Source organism: Paraprevotella sp. (assembly GCF_986071375.1).
On the sequence record NZ_CFQRNQ010000019.1, the window covers coordinates 16,095 to 34,306 of the forward strand.

The window sequence follows — 18,212 nt, forward strand, 5'->3', positions numbered from 1 at the left end:
TACAGTAGCCGGAGCGGCCGTCACAGGATTTTTAGGGCAATCCGGGCGCATGCTTCTGCGTCGGCCAAGGCATGATGGTGCTGTGTCAGGTCGTATCCGCAGCGGAGGGCTACTGTTTGCAGTTGATGGTTGGGCAAGTCCCGGCCGAATGCAAGACGGGAAGCGCGGAGGGTGCAATGGAACGGGTAACCGGGGTATTCCATGCCATAGGCTTGGAAGGCGGCTTTCAGGCATCCTTCGTCAAACGGGCGGTTGTGGGCCACCAAGGGCAAACCTTCAATCAAGGGTATGATTTCGCGCCATACCTCCGGGAAAGGGGCGGCGTGGGCTGTATCCTGAAAGGAAAGCCCGTGAACCTGTGTGTTCCAATAGTTATAGTAATTGGGATAGGGGCGTACCAGACGGTAGTGTCGGATGGTAATTTCCCGGTTGCGGACCACCACGAGCCCCACGCTGCAAATGCTGGAACGTTGCCCGTTGGCGGTCTCGAAATCTATGGCGGCAAAGTCGTTCATGTCGTAGTGCGCGGAAGTGTACGTTTGATTGCAAAAATAGCAATAATGCGTCAATTTACGGTAGGGGATGCCATAAATCCTTGCGGAAACTTGGCAGGGCAGCCTTGTTTCGATAATTTTGTTTTGAAAAATCCCTAACGGGCATCCTTGCTTGGGATAAGAGCAGGATAAGATTTTTGTTTTAACAACCTAACAAACCACATTTATGAAGAAATGCGTTTATGCAGTATGCGCTTTGCTGTGGGCGGGCTGTACCGCCTCCCGTCCCGCATCGGACGGCAGCAAAGACCGCGAACAAAAGGAGACTGTGCAGGTCGACAGCCTCGCTCCCAATCCGTTTATCCGCCATATCTATACGGCCGATCCTTCTGCCCATGTCTGGGCCGACGGACGTTTGTATGTGTATGCCTCCCATGACATCGACCCGCCGCGTGGTTGCGACCTGATGGACCAGTATCATGTGTTTTCCACCGACGACATGGTGCACTGGACCGACCACGGCGAGATTCTCCGCGCCTCGCAAGTGCCTTGGGGACGCAAGGAGGGCGGCTTCATGTGGGCACCGGACTGTGCCTACAAGGACGGCACGTATTATTTCTATTTTCCCCATCCTAGCGGCACGTATACCAATGACAGTTGGAAAATAGGGGTGGCCACGAGCAAGGAACCGGCTGCCAATTTCACCGTGCAGGGCTACATCGAGGGCTTGGACCCGATTATTGACCCCTGCGTGTTTGTGGACGACGACGGGCAGGCTTACTTGTACCAAGGCGGGGGCGGTACGTGCAAGGGCGGCCGGCTGAAGGACAACATGATGGAGATAGACGGCGCGATGCAGGCCATGGAGGGACTGGTGGATTTCCATGAGGCTACGTGGGTGCATAAATACAACGGGAAGTATTATCTTTCGTATTCCGACAACCACAATCCCGGACAAGAAGGCGAGGAGGGATATAACCGCATGCGCTATGCCGTGAGCGACCATCCGCTCGGGCCGTGGAAGTACATGGGCATTTACATGGGCGGTTCGGACTGTTTCACCAACCATGGCTCCATCGTGGAATACAAGGGCGAATGGTTTGCTTTCTATCATTCCATTGCCTTGTCCGGCAATCCCGCGCTGCGTTCCGTCTGCGTGGACCGTTTGTATTACAATCCCGACGGCACCATCCGCATGGTAGAGCGGCGCAAGTGAGACGGACACTTGTGGAGTCCGGTGGCTTTTTGGGAAATAAAGTTTTACTGTAACCAAAGATGAATGTATGAAAAAGAGTATATGGGGCGTATGTGCCCTTTTGTTGGCTGCGTGCGTGGCGCAACGCCACTCCACCGTCACAAGTGAAGTTGGGACAGGAAAAGAAGTGATAGACAGCCTGGCTCCGAATCCGTTTATCCGCCATATCTATACGGCTGATCCTTCAGCCCACGTCTGGGCCGATGGACGCTTGTATGTGTATGCCTCCCATGACATCGCACCGGCTCGCGGTTGCGACCTGATGGACCAGTATCATGTGTTTTCCACCGACGACATGGTGCATTGGACCGACCACGGAGAAATTCTCCGTGCCTCGCAGGTGCCTTGGGGGCGTAAGGAGGGCGGCTTCATGTGGGCTCCGGATTGTGCTTACAAAGACGGCACGTATTATTTCTATTTTCCCCATCCGAGTGAGACGGACTGGCATTGGAGTTGGAAAATAGGGGTGGCCACGAGCAAAGAACCGGCTGCCAACTTCACCGTGCAGGGGTACATTGAGGGGATGGATCCTCTCATCGACCCTTGCGTGTTTGTGGACGACGACGGACAGGCTTACATCTATAACGGTGGAGGCGGCACGTGCAAGGGCGGACGGCTGAAGGATAACATGATGGAACTGGACGGCGCGATGCGGACCATGGAAGGGCTTGTGGATTTTCACGAGGCTGCGTGGATTCACAAATACAATGGCAAGTATTACCTTTCCTATTCCGACAACCATGAACCGGGTCAGGAGGGCGTGCCCGGATATAACCGCATGCGTTACGCCATCAGTGACCATCCGCTCGGGCCGTGGAAACATATTGGCATTTACATGCAGCCCACCCGTCCGGAAACGGGGGTTACCAACCATGGTTCCATCGTGCAGTACAAAGGCCAGTGGTTTGCCTTTTACCACAATAGTGCGCTATCCGGAGACCCATGGTTGCGTTCCGTTTGTGTGGACCGGCTCTACCACAATGCAGACGGTACCATCCGTATGGTGGAACAGCGTTGACGTGGAGGATTTGTCCTGTTTTTCAATGATGGCTTTTGCGGAAAACGCAGGGTGGGATGAGGTGGAAAACGGGATGGAAAATCGTTCGCCTTAGATTTGAAAATCGTTTGGCGCAGAACGGAAAATCAATCTCAGGAGATTGAAAAATCATTTGGCGCAGAATGAAACAGCCATCTCCGGTTAGTCGGGGATGGCTGTTTATCATATTGTATGTCAGTGATTTATTCCATGAGCTTGCCTTCTTGCTCCATAGCGTTCCACATTGAGTAACGGGCCTCCGGGTTCAGTTGTTCTATTTGTCCGAATATTTGTTTGATGTCAGAGCGATGTGAATCGGTCTCGTAGGGGCAGAGCTTCTTTTGCTTGCGGTAGCCTTGCAGTTCCGCCCATGCTGCGAGGTCTTTTTCCTGCACCATGCACAGCGGGCGGATGATGGTCATGGGGAACTTGCGCATTTGCAACCGTACGGGCATCGTGCCGAACTGGCCTTGGAAAGAAAGGTTGAGCAGCAGCGTGTGCAGTATGTCATCCTGATGGTGGCCCAACGCAATCTTGTGGCAACTCAGTTCCTGCGCCACGGTGAAGAGCACCTTCCGGCGGTTCCAAGAGCAAAGGAAGCAGGGGCTTTTGCGCGTGTCGGTGCTTGGGTCGAACGAGGTCTCGCGCACGATAAGGCGTACGCCGCGTGCGGCAGCGAAGTCCTCCAGGTAGGCCGTGTCGCTTTCGTAGGCAATGTTCGTCATGCGTACGTGCAGGGCTGTGAGGGTGAGTTTCGGCCGGTGGATGCGGGCGCGGCGTGCCATGAAGTCGAGCAGGGCGAGCGAGTCTTTGCCACCGGACAAACCGAGCAGGATGTGGTCGTCGTCGTCTAGCAAATGGTATTGGGTCAGTCCTTTGCTGAAATGCCGCCAGATACGGCGTTCCAAGAGTTGTGCTTCCGTGAGTTGCATGCTTTTACGGGGGCTTGTGGTTAAAGGAATACGAAATATACGGCCAACACGAGGCAGAAGAAGGCGGCCAGATGGTTCCAGTGCAGAGCTTGCCCTTGGAACATCACGGTGGCGATGACCGTGAAGACGATGAGCGAGATGACTTCCTGAATCACTTTAAGTTGCATCAGGTTGAAAGGGCCACCGTTACCTTCAAAGCCAAGTCGGTTGGCCGGTACTTGGCAACAGTATTCCGCGAAGGCAATCATCCACGAGAAAAGGATGACACCGATAAGCGGCCAATGGGACGATACGCCCGTTTGCTGCAACTTCAGATGGCCGTACCAGGCCAACGTCATGAAAATGTTGCTGCTGATGAGCAGCAAGATGGTGTAGACTGCGTTCATTTTACGTTTCTTTTTTTCCGGGCGCAAAGTTACGAAAATATAGGGCTGCTTGTGCCGCGTGGGCGGAAAAAAGGAGGTTGAAGCTGCCGGTTGTGCAATTTGTAATAAGGTTGTTAGTAATAAAGTTGTTACTAAACGGGAAAATCATTATCTTCGCGATGGGTTAAACAGAGGATGATTATGGAAAATAAGCCATTTGTTTTTGGTGTGGCCACTTCGGGTGACAATTTTACCGACCGCAAGAAGGAAACAGCTCGTTTGTTGTCCAACTTCCGGCATGGTGTGAATACGGTGTTGATTTCTCCGCGCCGTTGGGGGAAGACATCTTTGGTCCGTAAAGTGTGCCGTTTGGCTCAGTCTGATACGTTGAAAGTAGTCTATTTGGATATTTTTTCTTGTCGTAGCGAACGGGAATTTTACGATGCTTTCGCGTCGGCTGTGCTCAAACAGACTTCTTCCAAACTGGAGGAGTGGATGGAAAATGCCCGGTTGTTCCTTTCGCGGATCAGCCCTAAGATTTCGTTGGGCACGGAGCCTATGACGGATTTTTCCATCTCGTTGGAACTCAATCCCAAGGCAGACGATGTGGACGATATCCTGCAACTTCCGGAAAAGATTGCGCAAAAAAAAGGTATCGATGTAGTCGTGTGCATCGACGAGTTCCAACAGATAGCCGAGTTTAAAGATTCAAAGGCTTTTCAGAAACGCTTGCGTTCGGTTTGGCAATTACAGAAATCGGTGTCGTATTGCCTGTTTGGCAGCAAGAAGCATCTTATGAATGAACTTTTTGAGAAAAAGAGCCTTCCTTTTTACAAGTTCGGCGATACGGTATATTTGCCCAAGATCGGGACGGAGGATTGGGTCGATTACATTTGCGGACGCTTTGAGGCTACGGGCAAACATATTTCCGCCGAGTTGGCCGGGAAGATATGCCGGGCCGTAGACAACCATTCTTCGTATGTGCAGCAGTTGGCGTGGTTGGTGTGGATTCATACAGACGAGACGGCCACGGAACAGGATTTCGAGGGGGCATATCAGGATATCATCGACCAGAATACGCCGCTGTTCGAAAAGCAGACAGAGAGCCTCACTGCATATCAGATGAATTTTTTGCGGGCCGTACTGGAGGGTGTGCACAGGGAATTCACTACGCGTGCCGTTTTGCAGAAGTACAAATTGGGCTCGTCGGCCAATGTGAGCATCGTAAAACGGGCATTATTGAAGAAAGAACTTATCGAGATGGAAAAACGTCAGGTTGTCATTCCGGATCCGGTGATGGAGGAATGGTTGAGGCGGGAACTGGGTTTGTAATGCCAAAATGGGGAAGGATGGCGTTGTGTACGGTACGCTAACGAATCAGCCCGTATGAACCACACGGTCCATACGGGCTGATGTATGTGATGTGATGCAGGTTATTTCTGCAAATACTCATGCATGCTGCTGGCTGCATGACGACCGTCGCCCATGGCGAGGATGACGGTGGCACCGCCGCGCACGATATCCCCTCCGGCAAAGATGCAGGGAATGTTGGTCTGCATGCCCTCGTTCACCACGATGGTATTCTTGCGCCCCAACTCCAAACCTTGGATGGAAGTGGGGACAATCGGGTTGGGGGATACGCCCACGGCTACGATGGCCATGTCGATGTCCAACGTTTCCGTGGCGCCCGGTATCGGTTCCGGACTGCGACGTCCGCTAGCATCCGGTTCGCCCAGTTGCATCTTTTGCAAGACCACCTGCTTCACCGCGCCCTTTTCGTCGGCTATGTATTCCAACGGGTTGTGCAGGGTGAGGAACTCGATACCCTCTTCTTTGGCGTGCTTCACTTCTTCGAGGCGGGCCGGCATCTCGGCTTCCGAACGGCGGTAGACAATCATCACCCGTTCCGCACCCAGGCGTTTGGCCGTACGGCAAGAGTCCATGGCTGTGTTGCCACCGCCCACTACCATGACGTTCTTGGCCAAATGGATGGGAGTGTCCGTATCCGGGTTGGAGGCGTCCATAAGGTTGACGCGCGTCAGGTATTCGTTGCTCGACATGATGTTGATGCTGTTCTCGCCCGGAATGCCCATGAAGTTAGGCAGTCCTGCGCCGGAACCTACGAAGATGCCTTTGAAGCCCTCGTTTTCCAATTCCTGTACGCTAATGGTTTTGCCTACGAGACAGTCCTTTTCGAACTTCACACCGATTTTTTCCAGATTCTGAATCTCCACGTCCACAATCTTGTTGGGCAAGCGGAACTCAGGAATACCGTATTTCAGTACGCCGCCGATTTCATGCAAGGCTTCGAACACCGTCACGTCATACCCGTATTTGGCCATGTCGCCGGCGAATGAAAGTCCGGCAGGTCCCGAACCGATGACGGCCACCTTGATACCGTTGGCCGGAGCACATTCGGGGACGGACATCATGCCGCTCTCACGCTCGAAGTCGGCAGCGAAGCGTTCCAGATAACCGATGGCCACGGCCGGTTCGTTCATCTTCAGGTGGATGCACTGGCTTTCGCATTGTTTTTCTTGCGGACAAACACGTCCGCAGACAGCCGGGAGCGCGGAAGTACTCTTCAACACGCGGGCGGCGTTGAGGAATTCGCCCCGTTCGATGTTCTTGATGAACGACGGAATGTTGATGCTTACCGGGCATCCTTGCATACATGTCGGGTTGGCGCAGTCCAGACAGCGTCGGGCTTCGGTCATGGCCTGCTCGGCGCTGAGTCCGATATTCACTTCTTCCGTGCGCGTGGTAGCGCGGTACACGGGATCGAGTTCCGGCATGACGACACGCGAGATGGCCGTGCGTTCTTTCGGCTTCATGGCCTTCCGGATTTCTTGCCGCCACGGTGCATTACGGTTGGTCAGCTCGCTGAGCGAAGTCGTGGTATCCATTTGGGAAGCATCGGCCGCACAGGCTTTTTCTGCTTGGCAGTCCGTACTTTCGGGCGTGCTTCCGGATGCTTGTGAAAACCGTTGCATCTCTTCCGTCTCTTCCTTTTTAAAGGCACCCATACGCTTGAGCATCTCGTCGAAGTCTACCTGATGCCCGTCGAATTCGGGGCCGTCCACGCAGACAAAGCGTGTCTTTCCGTCCACGGAGATGCGGCAGGCGCCGCACATGCCCGTGCCGTCTACCATGATGGTATTCAGCGACACGTCAGTCGGGATACCGTATTTCTTAGTGAGCAGGCAGCAGAATTTCATCATGACCGCCGGGCCGATGGCGAAACATTTGTCCACCTTTTCACGTTGGATGACGCTTTCTATGCCTTCGGTCACCAATCCTTTGCGGCCATAGCTGCCGTCATCGGTCATGATGATGACCTCGTCAGAGCTCTTGCGTACTTCGTCTTCCAGGATAATCAGTTCTTTGCTTCGTCCGGCCAACACGGAAATCACCCGGTTGCCTGCTGCCTTCAGGGCTTCGATGATGGGAAGCATGGGGGCTACGCCTACTCCTCCTCCTGCACATACCACCGTGCCGAATTTCTCGATATGAGTGGCTTTGCCCAACGGACCGACCACGTCGGTGATATAGTCCCCCTCATTCAGGTGGCACAGACGGGTGGAGGAAAGTCCTACTTCTTGTACCACCAAGGTAATGGTACCTTTGGCCGGATCGGCACCGGCTATGGTCAGCGGCATGCGTTCCCCTTTTTCGCCCACGCGGACGATGACGAAATGGCCGGCTTTCCGAGCTTTGGCAATCAGTGGGGCTTCTATCTCGAACTTGAAGACTTTTTCGGAGAAGCGGGTCTTGGATATGATTCTGTTCATAACTCTATTCGTTTGGATTTATAATAATAGGTATGGCTCAGCACGGTTGCCCGTCCAACATTTCAAAGCCGCAGTAGGGCACGAGGCATTTCGGCACGCGGATGCCTTCGGGTGTCTGGTTGTTCTCCATGATGGCGGCCACGATGCGTGGCAAAGCCAAAGCCGAACCGTTCAGCGTATGACATAGTTCCGTCTTCTTGTCATCCGTACGGCGGTAACGGCATTTCAGGCGGTTGGCCTGGTAAGTGTCGAAGTTGGACACGGAGCTGACCTCCAACCAACGTTTTTGGGCTTCGGAATAGACTTCAAAGTCGTAACAGATGGAAGACGTGAAGCTCATGTCGCCTCCGCAAAGGCGCAGGATGCGGTAGGGGAGTTCCAGTTTTTGCAACAGGCCTTCCACATGGGCCAACATTTCCTGATGTGACTGTTCCGAGTGCTCAGGCTTGTCGATGCGCACGATTTCCACTTTCGAGAATTCATGCAGGCGGTTCAGGCCGCGCACATCCTTACCGTAGGAACCGGCTTCACGGCGGAAGCATTGCGTGTAGGCGCAATTCTTGACGGGCAGGTCCTTTTCGTCGAGGATGACATCGCGGTAGATGTTCGTCACGGGTACTTCGGCGGTGGGGATGAGATAGAAGTTGTCGAGGTTGCAGTGGTACATCTGCCCTTCCTTGTCGGGCAACTGTCCGGTGCCGTAACCGGAAGCCTCGTTGACCACTGTGGGAGGCATGATTTCCTCATAGCCCGATTTACGCGCCTCGTCGAGAAAGAAGTTGATGAGGGCACGTTGGAGCCGTGCGCCTTTGCCGCGATATACGGGGAAGCCCGCCCCGGTGATTTTCACGCCGAGGTCGAAATCAATCAGGTTATACTTCTTGGCCAGTTCCCAATGTGGGAGCGCGTCTTTGGGCAGTTCCGTTTCCATTCCGCCCATTTTCACCACCACGTTGTCTTCCGCGCCGCTACCTTCGGGCACGATATCGTACGGGATGTTGGGAATGGCGCAGAGTTGCGCCGTGAGCTCTTCCTGTGCCTGCTCCATGGCTTCCTGCAATGCCTTGTTGGTATCTTTGAGCCGTGCCACTTCTGTCTTGATGGATTCAGCCTCTTCTTTCTTGCCTTGTTTCATCAACGCGCCGATTTGTGCGGCCAGTTTCTTGCTTTCCGACAAATTGATATCCAACTGGGTTTGTGCCTCCCGGCGTTTCTTGTCGGTGGCCAACACGTTGTCAATAGCTTCTTTGGCTCCGGGGAAATGTTTTTTCTCCAGACCTTTGATGACCCATTCGGTCCGTTCGTTGATGAGTTTTAATGTAAGCATACTGTTATTTGTTTTATAATCCTATTTTCCTGAACTTGCAAAATTAATTAAAAAAAAGGTAGGGAGCGCAAGAAAAGCCTGAAAAACTCCTTATTTCTTTGTCAAAAGGCGAAAAGAACCGTCGTAGGACGAGAAAAGTGATACGGTAAGAAACGCCTGGTAGCTCCGTTTGCTAACATATTGTAACTGTTTTGACATAAAAGACAAACGAATGAACGGGATTTCTTGATATAGGTCAATATTATTTCTCCGAGCGTGTTAAAAGAGGTCTTTTTGCTTGCATTCGGGAGGAAACCTCCGTACCTTTGTATTGTTTTTGGGAGAGGCCATGGAGGCCAAGTATATATTAAAGGTAAAAAGATTGAAATTATGAAGAAGTTAATGACAATGGTTAGCGCCATGATGATGGTGGCAGCCGTAAATGCAAGTGAAGTGGTGACAGTGGCGTTCAACGAGGCTCGTGTCAGCGTTCCGGCTCGTGTACGTTTCGTGAAGGGGGAAAACTATGGCTTCAGTGTGGAGGCTAAGGATTCCGTGATAGCAAGAGCCGTGCGTTGCAGCGTGAAGGACGGCGTGTTGAGACTCAGTTTCGGTAATGCGTTGCAGCCGGGCGAATCCAAATTCGATGCCAAGAAGGGCGTGTACTATTATGGTGTTAATCCGACCAACCAGGTCTTTGCCGATGAGAATGGAGAAGATGACATGGTGATTACGGTCGTAGCTCCGGACATGCCTAAGTTCAAGACATCTTCCGACTACGTAGCGGTGACTGTGAAGGCCGTGGAAGAGGTTGGTAATAGCCGGGCAGCACTGACGATGAATGAGTAATGGATGAAAGTCGCTTTCGGGCGGCATCATATAATAATAAAGTCCTCTGAAAGTTTTTAATGAAACTTTTGGAGGACTTTCGTTTTTATCCCTATCTTTGCAAAGCGCATTCATGATTATAATTCTATGTGGACAGAACTATTGAATTCTTCTTATTTTGCCTTGTTTCTTATTGTGGCCTTGGGCTTTATGTTGGGGCGTGTTAAAATTCGCGGAGTTTCCCTTGATGTTTCGGCTGTTATTTTCATTGCTTTGCTCTTCGGGCATTTCGGGGTTTCTATTCCTAAGGAATTAGGCAACTTCGGATTGGTGTTGTTCATCTTTACCATAGGTATTCAGGCGGGCCCGGGGTTCTTTGATTCTTTTCGCACGAAGGGCAAGACGTTGATTCTGATTACTATGTTGATAGTGGCTTCGGCTTCGTTGACCGCCGTAGGATTGAAATATGCTTTGGGTATCGATACTCCCAGTGTGGTAGGGTTGATAGCCGGTGCGTTGACCAGTACGCCGGGGCTTGCTGTGGCCATCGACAGTACGAACTCTCCTTTGGCTTCTATTGCATACGGTATTGCCTATCCGTTCGGAGTCATCGGGGTGATACTTTTTGTCAAACTGTTGCCGAAGATGTTGCGTGTGGACCTTGAGCAGGAGGCCCGTAGGTTGGAAGCAGAACGGCGGAGCAAGTATCCGGAGTTGCAGACTTGTATTTTCAAGGTGACTAATCCTCAGGTGTTCGGACATACCTTGGCGCAGCTGAATGTAGGGCGCATGACGGGTGCCGTGGTGTCGCGTGTCAAATCAGGTGGAGAAATTCTAATCCCGATGGGGCATACGCCTTTGCATGCCGAAGATTGGGTGCAGGCCGTGGGGAGCGAAGATGCCCTTTCTCAATTAGGTGTATTATTGGGCGAACGTAAGGAAGGCGAATTGCCGTTGGTAGAGAGTCAGGACATCCAGTCTTTGCTGTTGACCAACAAGAATATGATTAACAAGCAACTGGGGGACTTGAATTTGCACCAGAACTTCGGCTGTACTGTGACGCGGGTAAGGCGGAGCGGTATAGACCTTTCCCCTTCACCCGATTTGGCCCTGAAGTTCGGAGACAAACTGATGGTGGTGGGCGAAAAAGACGGATTGAGTGGTTTGGCTTGCATGTTGGGCAATAATGCCAAATTGTTGTCCGATACCGATTTTTTCCCCATTGCCATGGGAATCGTATTGGGCGTATTGTTCGGTAAGCTGAATATATCGTTCGGTGACGGAATGTCTTTTTCTCCCGGGTTGACAGGAGGAGTGCTTATCGTGGCTTTGGTGTTGAGTGCGATAGGAAAGACCGGCCCCATATTATGGTCCATGTCAGGACCTTCCAATCATTTGCTCCGGCAGTTAGGGCTACTTCTGTTTTTGGCGGAAGTGGGAACTTCGGCCGGGAAGACTTTGGTGGCGACATTTCAGAGCAGCGGTTGGGTGCTGTTCGGAGTGGGAGCGGCTATTACGATAGTACCCATGCTGATATCGGTTTTGGTGGGGCGTTTGATTTTTAAGGTTTCGGTGTTAGATCTCTTAGGAACGATTACCGGAGGGATGACGAGTACACCGGGACTGGCTGCAGCAGATTCTATGGTGGACAGTAACATTCCCGGTGTGGCATATGCTACGGTCTATCCCATTGCAATGGTTTTTCTTATCTTGTTTATTCAAGTGATAGCCATGACATTCTAAGAATGCCGAATTCCATTTTTATGGGACTGTTGAAAGAAATAAATAATTATAGATTATAGACGGAAAAAGTAGGATGAGTGAGATTTTAATTATTATCGGATTGATTTTGTTGAACGGAGTATTTTCGATGTCGGAAGTGGCCATGATTTCAGCGCGGAAGTCTCGTCTGTCCACGGATGCGAAGAAGGGGAGCAAGGCGGCAAAGAAAGCTTTGGACCTGTCTGGCAATCCCGACAGATTTTTGTCTACCGTACAGATTGGCATTACGCTGATTGGCATTTTGACCGGTATTTATTCCGGTAATAAGATAGCTACGGACTTGACGGATTTTATGCTTTCATGTGGTGTCTCTTCTGCCTATGCTGCCGTATTGGCGCAAGGTACGATTGTGGTGGTGGTGACTTACCTCACGATTATTTTCGGTGAGTTGGTCCCGAAGCGTATCGGCTTGAGCGTGGCGGAAGCCGTGGCCAAGTTGATGGCACGACCTATGAATGTGTTGGCGATGATAGCCTCTCCTTTCGTTTGGTTGCTTGCCAAGAGTACGGAACTCATCTTTAATCTGTTGGGAATAAAGGGAGATGACGGAAAAGTGACCGAGGAAGAAATCAAATCTATCATTAAGGAAGGGGCGGAAGAAGGGGCTGTAGAACCCGTGGAACAGAACATCATGCAACGCGTTTTCATGTTGGGAGATTTGAAGATTGGTTCTATCATGACGCATAAAAGCGACGTGGTATGGTTGGATACAGCAATGTCGGCCCGGGAGATACAGGAGGTGCTGAAACGGGATTTATATGAATCTTATCCGGTGGCAGACGGTGATTTGGATCATGTGAAGGGAATGATTTGGCTGAAGGATTTGGTGATGAAGTTAAGTGAAGAAGACTTCAAAGTCGGTGATTTGGCACGGGAGGCTGTATATTTCCATGAGGGAATGAGCATCTATAAAGTTCTGGAGCAAATGAAGCTGAAAAAAATCAGCCGAGCATTGATTTGCGATGAGTTCGGTGACTTTGTGGGGTTGGTTACTTTGAAGGATATATTTGAAGGACTTGTGGGAAGTATGGATAATGAAGAAGATGAGCCGGAAATTATCAAACGTGCAGACAACGGAGGTTGGTTGGTAGATGGCCAATGTTCTTTATACGACCTGTTGTGTTACTTCGACTGCGGTGATTTGTATGAAGCTTCCGGCTATCATACGTTGGCCGGTCTGATACTTGACCGTTTGCAGCGTATTCCGCGTAGTGGAGAGAAGTTGGAATGGAATAGTTTCGTATTTGAGATTATGGATATGGACGGAGCGCGCATCGACAAAGTACTGGTGACAAGGTCGGTCGGTTGAGACAGACTTTTGTACAAAGGGCAAAATAAAAGCCATTCTTTTCAGAATGGCTTTTATTTATGCTGTTTGCAATAACTCGTTATTATGCTTCAGCTTTAACTTCTACAGAAACAACGCTTCTGTCTTGACGACCTTTGTAAGCACCTTTCTTGAAAGTGACTACGCCGTCTACCAATGCGTAAAGAGTATGATCCTTACCCATACCTACGTTTGTACCGGGATAGTGAACTGTGCCGCGTTGGCGAACAATGATGTTACCGGCTACACACTTCTGTCCACCGAAAATCTTTACGCCTAATCTTTTTGATTCCGATTCACGGCCGTTCTTAGAACTACCCACACCTTTTTTATGTGCCATTTTCTTCTAACTTTTAGGGATTAAGCAATAACTTGTTTGATGGTCAATTCCGTGAACTGTTGGCGATGGCCATTCAATTTACGGTAACCTTTTCTTCTCTTCTTGTGGAACACTAATACCTTGTCGCCCTTTACCAACGGAGATACAACTTCGCAAACCACTTTTGCACCTTCTACGGTGGGAGCGCCTACGGTAACGTTACCATTGTTGTCTACCAACAACACTTTCTCAAATTCAACAGTCTGGTTGGTCTCGGCGTTCTGGATGTGGTGAACAAACAGCTTTTTGCCTTCTTCTGCCTTGAACTGCTGACCGTTAATTTCTACAATTACGTACATTTTTAATGGATTAAACGGGTTTTTCCATGAGGCGGATGCCATTGTGGCCTCGCTTTTTTGAGCCTCTTTGGACTAAATCGGCTGCAAAGTTACGAATAACAGTGCATTCTGCCAAACTTTTCAACGTTTTTCTCCGTATAAAAATGGAAGAATGCACTGTTTCTACTTATATGTATTGCCTTTTATAACTTGTGTTCTGCCAGATAGCGTTCGGCCTCAATGGCCGCTTTGCAGCCGCTTCCAGCTGCCGTGATGGCTTGCCGGTAATGTGGATCAGCTACGTCTCCGGCCGCAAAAACACCGGGTACACCGGTGCGTGGAGAGTCCCCCTCTGTAAGGATATAGCCGGTTTCGTCGGTCTTTACCCACGGTTTGAAGATATCGGAGTTGGGCTTATGTCCGATAGCCAAAAAGAACCCGTCGATGGCAATGTCGTAATGTTGCTCGTCGGCTTCTCCTTTGCGTTTTACCACGTGTACGCCTTCCACTCCGTTTTCGCCGAACAAGCCTTCTGCGTTATGTTCGAATAGTACCTCTATTTTAGGATTTTCCAGTACTCGTTCCTGCATGATTTTGGAAGCGCGGAGGAAAGGTTTGCGCACGAGCAGATAAACCTTGGCTGCCAGTCCGGCCAAATAGGTGGCTTCTTCGCAGGCCGTATCTCCACCGCCCACTACGGCTACAGTTTTTTTACGGTAAAAGAACCCGTCGCAGGTGGCGCAGGCACTGACCCCCATACCGGCATATTTCTTTTCATCATCCAGGCCCAAGTATTTGGCGGTGGCACCGGTGGCAATGATGAGCGCATCGGTTTCCACTGTACTGTCGTTGTCGAATGTGATTTTATAGGGACGTCCGCTTAGATCCGCTTTAATGGCAATGGCGTTACGGATGTCCGTTCCGAAGCGTTCGGCCTGCTTGCGTAAGTCCTCCATCAGGTCCGGACCGGCTATGCCTTCGGGATAACCCGGGAAATTTTCGACTTCTGTCGTGGTGGTCAACTGGCCGCCGGGCTGTATGCCCTCGTACAATACGGGGTTAAGGTTGGCACGGCCAGCATAGATGGCCGCTGTATATCCGGCAGGGCCGGAACCGATAATCAAACAACGGATATGTTCCATAATCTTTTGGGGTTTGTATGTATATATAATTAATGTATAAGCAGGCTTATCTCAGGTCTATGATTTCAGCCTGCGGGTAATCTTTCGGGTTGAATTCGAAATCTGTTGCTGCGAACGATTGTCCGGTATGCAACTGTTGGATGGAGATACGTGTCCACTGTCCTTTTTTACGTTGTTGCATGCGGATGCACATCAGGCTATGGTTATCCTTGTCGATATCCAGGATGATCGTGTGCGGGGTTTTCTGTTTGTTGCGGGCGGTCAGCGTGATTTCATAACAGTTTTTTCCGCGTAGGGTCGTTTTCTTGAGTTGATAATGATATCCTTCTTTGTACAAGTTGACGAACGTGTAGGGGTTCATGCTTTGCTGTTCTTCCGGAGTAGGTACGCTTACATTGACTTCTTCGTTGGCTTTCATGTAACTCCATTGCGTTTCACCGTTGTACCAGGTAATCATGTCCGGTGTGGTCATTTGGAATTTGTTGCCTTGAATGCACATCGTGCCCGTGGCACTTCCTTGTAGGTTGCCTTCGGTGAAATTGTCGGCTTTAAAAGTAGCTTTGACACCGCCTTTGCTCGTAAACAGGGAGGCTGTTTCGTCCAGTATCTTTCGTGCATCGGGCGTTTGCTGCGCCTTTGCCGGGATAAGGGAAAGGCACAAAGCCGCAGGCCATAATATCTTTTTCATCTTTTCAGTTTCTTTATCAGGTTATCTTAAATTGTTCAGTCTCATCTCCAAGTCGGTATCGTCTATACACAGCACTTCCCGGGGCTTGCTGCCTTGTGCCGCTCCTACGATACCGGCTTTTTCCAGTTGGTCCATCAGTCGTCCCGCACGGTTGTATCCGATGGCGAATTTACGTTGTATCATGGACGTGGAACCTTGTTGAGTAGCCACGATAAGGCGTGCGGCCTCTTCGAACAGTGGGTCAAGATGGGTCATGTCTACAGCACCTGCGTTACTTTCTTCCCCTTCCATTTCCACTTTGGGTAGTTCGAACGGGCCGAGGTAACTTTGTTGTTTGGCGATATAGGTCGTGATTCGCTCCACTTCCGGTGTATCGACGAAAGCGCATTGTACCCGTACCGGTTCGCTGCCGCTCAGGAAAAGCATGTCGCCTCGTCCGATAAGTTGGTTGGCTCCGGGGCGGTCTAGAATCGTACGGGAGTCGATCATGGCACTTACTTTAAAGGCCATGCGTGCCGGGAAGTTTGCCTTGATGGTACCCGTAATGATATTGGTGGTCGGGCGTTGGGTAGCGATGATCATGTGGATTCCCACGGCCCGGGCCAATTGTGCGATGCGGGCGATAGGCAGTTCTATTTCTTTTCCGGCCGTCATAATCAAATCTCCGAACTCGTCGATGACGACTACGATGTATGGCATGAAACGATGCCCGTTTTCCGGATTGAGCTGACGGTTTTTGAATTTGGCGTTATACTCTTTGATATTACGGGCACGGGCCTTTTTCAGCAAGTCGTAGCGCGTGTCCATTTCACAGCATAGGCTTTTCAGCGTGGCCACCACCTTTTGTACGTCCGTAATGATAGGCTCGTCGTCTCCGTCGGCAATTTTCGCCAGGAAGTGGTTCTCGATGGGTGAGTAGATGCTGAATTCCACCTTTTTCGGGTCTACCATGACGAACTTCAGTTCCGCCGGATGCTTCTTATATAATAAGGAAGTAATGATGGCATTCAGTCCGACGGATTTACCCTGTCCGGTGGCACCGGCTACCAAAAGGTGAGGCATTTTGGCCAAATCCACCATAAAGACCTCGTTCGTGATGGTCTTGCCTAATGCGATGGGCAGTTCGTAGTCCGATTCGCGGAATTTCCGGCTGTTCAGGATGCTTTCCATCGACACCATGCGAGGCCGTGCGTTCGGCACTTCTATACCGATAGTTCCTTTGCCCGGTATGGGGGCGATGATACGGATGCCCAGTGCGCTCAGGCTCAGTGCGATGTCATCCTCTAAGTTTTTGATACGCGAGATGCGTACGCCTTTTGCCGGAGTGATTTCATACAACGTGATGGTTGGTCCTACTGTGGCCTTTATGGAAGAGATGCCTACGCCGAAGTTCTGGAGCACTTCAATGATTTGATCTTTGTTTTTATTTTGCTCTTCCATGTCGATGGGCGCATCTTCATCGTTACGTTTGTCCAACAGTTCGAGCGTAGGGTAATGGTAATTTTCCAAGTCCAACTTCGGATCGTAAGGTTCCAAGGCACCCTTGCCGCTTGTATCGGCAAGTTCTTCTTTTTCTGTTTCTACGATGTCCAATTTTGGAGGGAGGGTAGGGGATTCAGCCCGTTTGTCTACGACGTCAGCCTCTTCCTCTTCGTCCGTATTTTCTTTATCTTCTTCCCGGGTAGGAACATTCATGTCGAAATCAATGGTTTGAACCAAATGTTCTTCTTCGTCTTCCTCTATGATGCCGTCAGCTTCATCGGTCGTTTTAGGAATGGCAGTATTTCCTGTCGGTTCGTTCTCGTTGGTGGCTGTTTTCGATGGAAGTTTCGATTTGATATAGTCCACAGGGTTTAATATTCTCCGTACCAACTGTATCGTTTCACTGCTTAAATAGGCCAAATAGGCGATGGCCGTCAGAAGCAATGCCATGAATGTTCCCACCTTGCCGATACGTTGGTTGAGCCAGTTGCTGATGAACAGGCCATGGTCACCGCCCGGGTTGATGAAGTTCCAGTCATTTAAGTTTTCAAATGTTTGTTGAAAAAAATAAGAACAGGTGACGGAGAACCAGATGATGAGTATGGAACAGTTCAGAAACCACTTCCACAGCCTGACCTTATAGGCGCGGGTAAGTTTCATGGCTGCAATAATCAGAAATACGGGAAGTATGAAGGCCGAGAATCCGAAACAGCGGTTTATCCAATAATTGGCACAGTAGGCTCCCACGGCTCCGGCATAATTCAGGAATCCCTCCATCGCTCCTTGTTCTATCAGGCATTGGTCTTCCGCGCCCGTAAACAGGTGGGAGGTGAAAGACAACAGCATGAAAAGAGCCAGGATTAAGAGTACCAGTCCGAAAAAAAAGCGCAGGGTTTCCTTATGTCCCACCGGTTCTTCTCCGGCATTCAGCACATTTCCTTCCGTATCTGTCTTTCTTTCGGGCTTTTTTCCTTTTCCTCTCTGTACTTTGTTTCCTAATTTGGTAGTTTGTATCGTCGGATTTTTTTTACTCATCTTGGCTTGTCGGTATGAAAACAACTACAAAAGTAAATGAAAATCATCAATTTTGCTATTTTTTCGCTCAAATTTTTGTAGCTTTGCGGTTT

16 protein-coding genes are annotated in these 18,212 nt (G+C 50.4%); 6 read left to right on the plus strand and 10 right to left on the minus strand.

All coding sequences use genetic code 11. From position 1 onward, the window contains the following. Window positions 1–20: 20 nt before the first annotated feature. Window positions 21–515 carry a 3'-5' exonuclease gene (locus AC5RDV_RS10380; RefSeq protein ID WP_008630014.1) on the minus strand — a complete coding sequence of 165 codons (495 nt, stop codon included), beginning with the start codon at window positions 513–515 and terminating at the stop codon, window positions 21–23. A gap of 205 nt (window positions 516–720) precedes the next feature. On the opposite strand from AC5RDV_RS10380, the gene AC5RDV_RS10385 reads away from it, so the two are divergent. Both AC5RDV_RS10385 and AC5RDV_RS10390 read left to right on the plus strand, forming a co-directional pair. Next, window positions 721–1,710 (plus strand): family 43 glycosylhydrolase, encoded by a 990-nt coding sequence (locus AC5RDV_RS10385; RefSeq protein WP_282748179.1) that lies wholly within the window; start codon window positions 721–723, stop codon window positions 1,708–1,710. A 67-nt stretch (window positions 1,711–1,777) separates the two neighbouring features. Next, window positions 1,778–2,767 carry a family 43 glycosylhydrolase gene (locus tag AC5RDV_RS10390; protein WP_276788818.1) on the plus strand — a complete coding sequence of 330 codons (990 nt, stop codon included), beginning with the start codon at window positions 1,778–1,780 and terminating at the stop codon, window positions 2,765–2,767. Window positions 2,768–2,988: 221 nt separating this feature from the next. On the opposite strand, the gene AC5RDV_RS10395 is transcribed toward AC5RDV_RS10390, so the two are convergent. Continuing rightward, window positions 2,989–3,717, minus strand: coding sequence for a tRNA 2-thiocytidine biosynthesis TtcA family protein (locus AC5RDV_RS10395; RefSeq protein WP_282748178.1), 729 nt, complete (start codon window positions 3,715–3,717; stop codon window positions 2,989–2,991). 20 nt (window positions 3,718–3,737) lie between these two features. After that, window positions 3,738–4,103: a DMT family protein gene (locus AC5RDV_RS10400; protein ID WP_040603217.1), complete on the minus strand. Its 366-nt coding sequence runs from the start codon at window positions 4,101–4,103 to the stop codon at window positions 3,738–3,740. Between the two features lie 180 nt (window positions 4,104–4,283). Between AC5RDV_RS10400 and AC5RDV_RS10405 the strand changes: the two genes are divergently transcribed. Then, on the plus strand, window positions 4,284–5,414 hold the full coding sequence (locus AC5RDV_RS10405) for an AAA family ATPase (RefSeq protein WP_281794992.1): 1,131 nt from the start codon (window positions 4,284–4,286) through the stop codon (window positions 5,412–5,414). A gap of 101 nt (window positions 5,415–5,515) precedes the next feature. Here the strand turns inward: AC5RDV_RS10405 and AC5RDV_RS10410 are convergent, their stop codons facing one another. Then, window positions 5,516–7,873, minus strand: a complete 2,358-nt coding sequence (locus tag AC5RDV_RS10410; protein ID WP_282748177.1) for a bifunctional dihydroorotate dehydrogenase B NAD binding subunit/NADPH-dependent glutamate synthase — start codon at window positions 7,871–7,873, stop codon at window positions 5,516–5,518. 37 nt (window positions 7,874–7,910) lie between these two features. Beyond that, entirely contained in the window at window positions 7,911–9,200 is a 1,290-nt protein-coding gene (gene serS / locus AC5RDV_RS10415; RefSeq protein WP_282748176.1) for a serine--tRNA ligase, read from the minus strand. Between the two features lie 369 nt (window positions 9,201–9,569). On the opposite strand from serS, the gene AC5RDV_RS10420 reads away from it, so the two are divergent. The 3 genes from AC5RDV_RS10420 (at window position 9,570) to AC5RDV_RS10430 (ending at window position 13,098) form a co-directional block, all read left to right on the plus strand. Continuing rightward, on the plus strand, window positions 9,570–10,028 hold the full coding sequence (locus AC5RDV_RS10420) for a hypothetical protein (protein WP_253271124.1): 459 nt from the start codon (window positions 9,570–9,572) through the stop codon (window positions 10,026–10,028). Between the two features lie 126 nt (window positions 10,029–10,154). Then, window positions 10,155–11,750, plus strand: a complete 1,596-nt coding sequence (locus AC5RDV_RS10425) for an aspartate:alanine exchanger family transporter (protein ID WP_008629987.1) — start codon at window positions 10,155–10,157, stop codon at window positions 11,748–11,750. 73 nt (window positions 11,751–11,823) lie between these two features. Beyond that, window positions 11,824–13,098, plus strand: a complete 1,275-nt coding sequence (locus AC5RDV_RS10430; RefSeq protein WP_282748174.1) for a hemolysin family protein — start codon at window positions 11,824–11,826, stop codon at window positions 13,096–13,098. An 82-nt stretch (window positions 13,099–13,180) separates the two neighbouring features. On the opposite strand, the gene rpmA is transcribed toward AC5RDV_RS10430, so the two are convergent. The 5 genes from rpmA to AC5RDV_RS10455 form a co-directional block, all read right to left on the minus strand. Beyond that, window positions 13,181–13,456 carry a 50S ribosomal protein L27 gene (gene rpmA / locus AC5RDV_RS10435; RefSeq protein WP_130893245.1) on the minus strand — a complete coding sequence of 92 codons (276 nt, stop codon included), beginning with the start codon at window positions 13,454–13,456 and terminating at the stop codon, window positions 13,181–13,183. Window positions 13,457–13,476: 20 nt separating this feature from the next. Next, window positions 13,477–13,794 carry a 50S ribosomal protein L21 gene (rplU, locus tag AC5RDV_RS10440; protein WP_008629981.1) on the minus strand — a complete coding sequence of 106 codons (318 nt, stop codon included), beginning with the start codon at window positions 13,792–13,794 and terminating at the stop codon, window positions 13,477–13,479. A 182-nt stretch (window positions 13,795–13,976) separates the two neighbouring features. Further along, window positions 13,977–14,915 (minus strand): thioredoxin-disulfide reductase, encoded by a 939-nt coding sequence (gene trxB / locus AC5RDV_RS10445; protein WP_282748173.1) that lies wholly within the window; start codon window positions 14,913–14,915, stop codon window positions 13,977–13,979. Between the two features lie 46 nt (window positions 14,916–14,961). Then, window positions 14,962–15,603: an outer membrane lipoprotein periplasmic chaperone LolA1 gene (lolA1, locus tag AC5RDV_RS10450; protein WP_282748172.1), complete on the minus strand. Its 642-nt coding sequence runs from the start codon at window positions 15,601–15,603 to the stop codon at window positions 14,962–14,964. Between the two features lie 21 nt (window positions 15,604–15,624). Continuing rightward, window positions 15,625–18,120: an FtsK/SpoIIIE family DNA translocase gene (locus AC5RDV_RS10455; protein WP_282748171.1), complete on the minus strand. Its 2,496-nt coding sequence runs from the start codon at window positions 18,118–18,120 to the stop codon at window positions 15,625–15,627. Window positions 18,121–18,212 lie beyond the last annotated feature (92 nt).

What these genes read in the sequence shown, in the direction of transcription:
- AC5RDV_RS10380 (WP_008630014.1), bottom strand. Translation starts at nt 515, where the DNA reads ATGAACGACTTTGCCGCCATAGATTTCGAGACCGCCAACGGGCAACGT.
- AC5RDV_RS10385 (WP_282748179.1), top strand. Translation starts at nt 721, where the DNA reads ATGAAGAAATGCGTTTATGCAGTATGCGCTTTGCTGTGGGCGGGCTGT.
- AC5RDV_RS10390 (WP_276788818.1), top strand. Translation starts at nt 1,778, where the DNA reads ATGAAAAAGAGTATATGGGGCGTATGTGCCCTTTTGTTGGCTGCGTGC.
- AC5RDV_RS10395 (WP_282748178.1), bottom strand. Translation starts at nt 3,717, where the DNA reads ATGCAACTCACGGAAGCACAACTCTTGGAACGCCGTATCTGGCGGCAT.
- AC5RDV_RS10400 (WP_040603217.1), bottom strand. Translation starts at nt 4,103, where the DNA reads ATGAACGCAGTCTACACCATCTTGCTGCTCATCAGCAGCAACATTTTC.
- AC5RDV_RS10405 (WP_281794992.1), top strand. Translation starts at nt 4,284, where the DNA reads ATGGAAAATAAGCCATTTGTTTTTGGTGTGGCCACTTCGGGTGACAAT.
- AC5RDV_RS10410 (WP_282748177.1), bottom strand. Translation starts at nt 7,873, where the DNA reads ATGAACAGAATCATATCCAAGACCCGCTTCTCCGAAAAAGTCTTCAAG.
- serS (WP_282748176.1), bottom strand. Translation starts at nt 9,200, where the DNA reads ATGCTTACATTAAAACTCATCAACGAACGGACCGAATGGGTCATCAAA.
- AC5RDV_RS10420 (WP_253271124.1), top strand. Translation starts at nt 9,570, where the DNA reads ATGAAGAAGTTAATGACAATGGTTAGCGCCATGATGATGGTGGCAGCC.
- AC5RDV_RS10425 (WP_008629987.1), top strand. Translation starts at nt 10,155, where the DNA reads ATGTGGACAGAACTATTGAATTCTTCTTATTTTGCCTTGTTTCTTATT.
- AC5RDV_RS10430 (WP_282748174.1), top strand. Translation starts at nt 11,824, where the DNA reads ATGAGTGAGATTTTAATTATTATCGGATTGATTTTGTTGAACGGAGTA.
- rpmA (WP_130893245.1), bottom strand. Translation starts at nt 13,456, where the DNA reads ATGGCACATAAAAAAGGTGTGGGTAGTTCTAAGAACGGCCGTGAATCG.
- rplU (WP_008629981.1), bottom strand. Translation starts at nt 13,794, where the DNA reads ATGTACGTAATTGTAGAAATTAACGGTCAGCAGTTCAAGGCAGAAGAA.
- trxB (WP_282748173.1), bottom strand. Translation starts at nt 14,915, where the DNA reads ATGGAACATATCCGTTGTTTGATTATCGGTTCCGGCCCTGCCGGATAT.
- lolA1 (WP_282748172.1), bottom strand. Translation starts at nt 15,603, where the DNA reads ATGAAAAAGATATTATGGCCTGCGGCTTTGTGCCTTTCCCTTATCCCG.
- AC5RDV_RS10455 (WP_282748171.1), bottom strand. Translation starts at nt 18,120, where the DNA reads ATGAGTAAAAAAAATCCGACGATACAAACTACCAAATTAGGAAACAAA.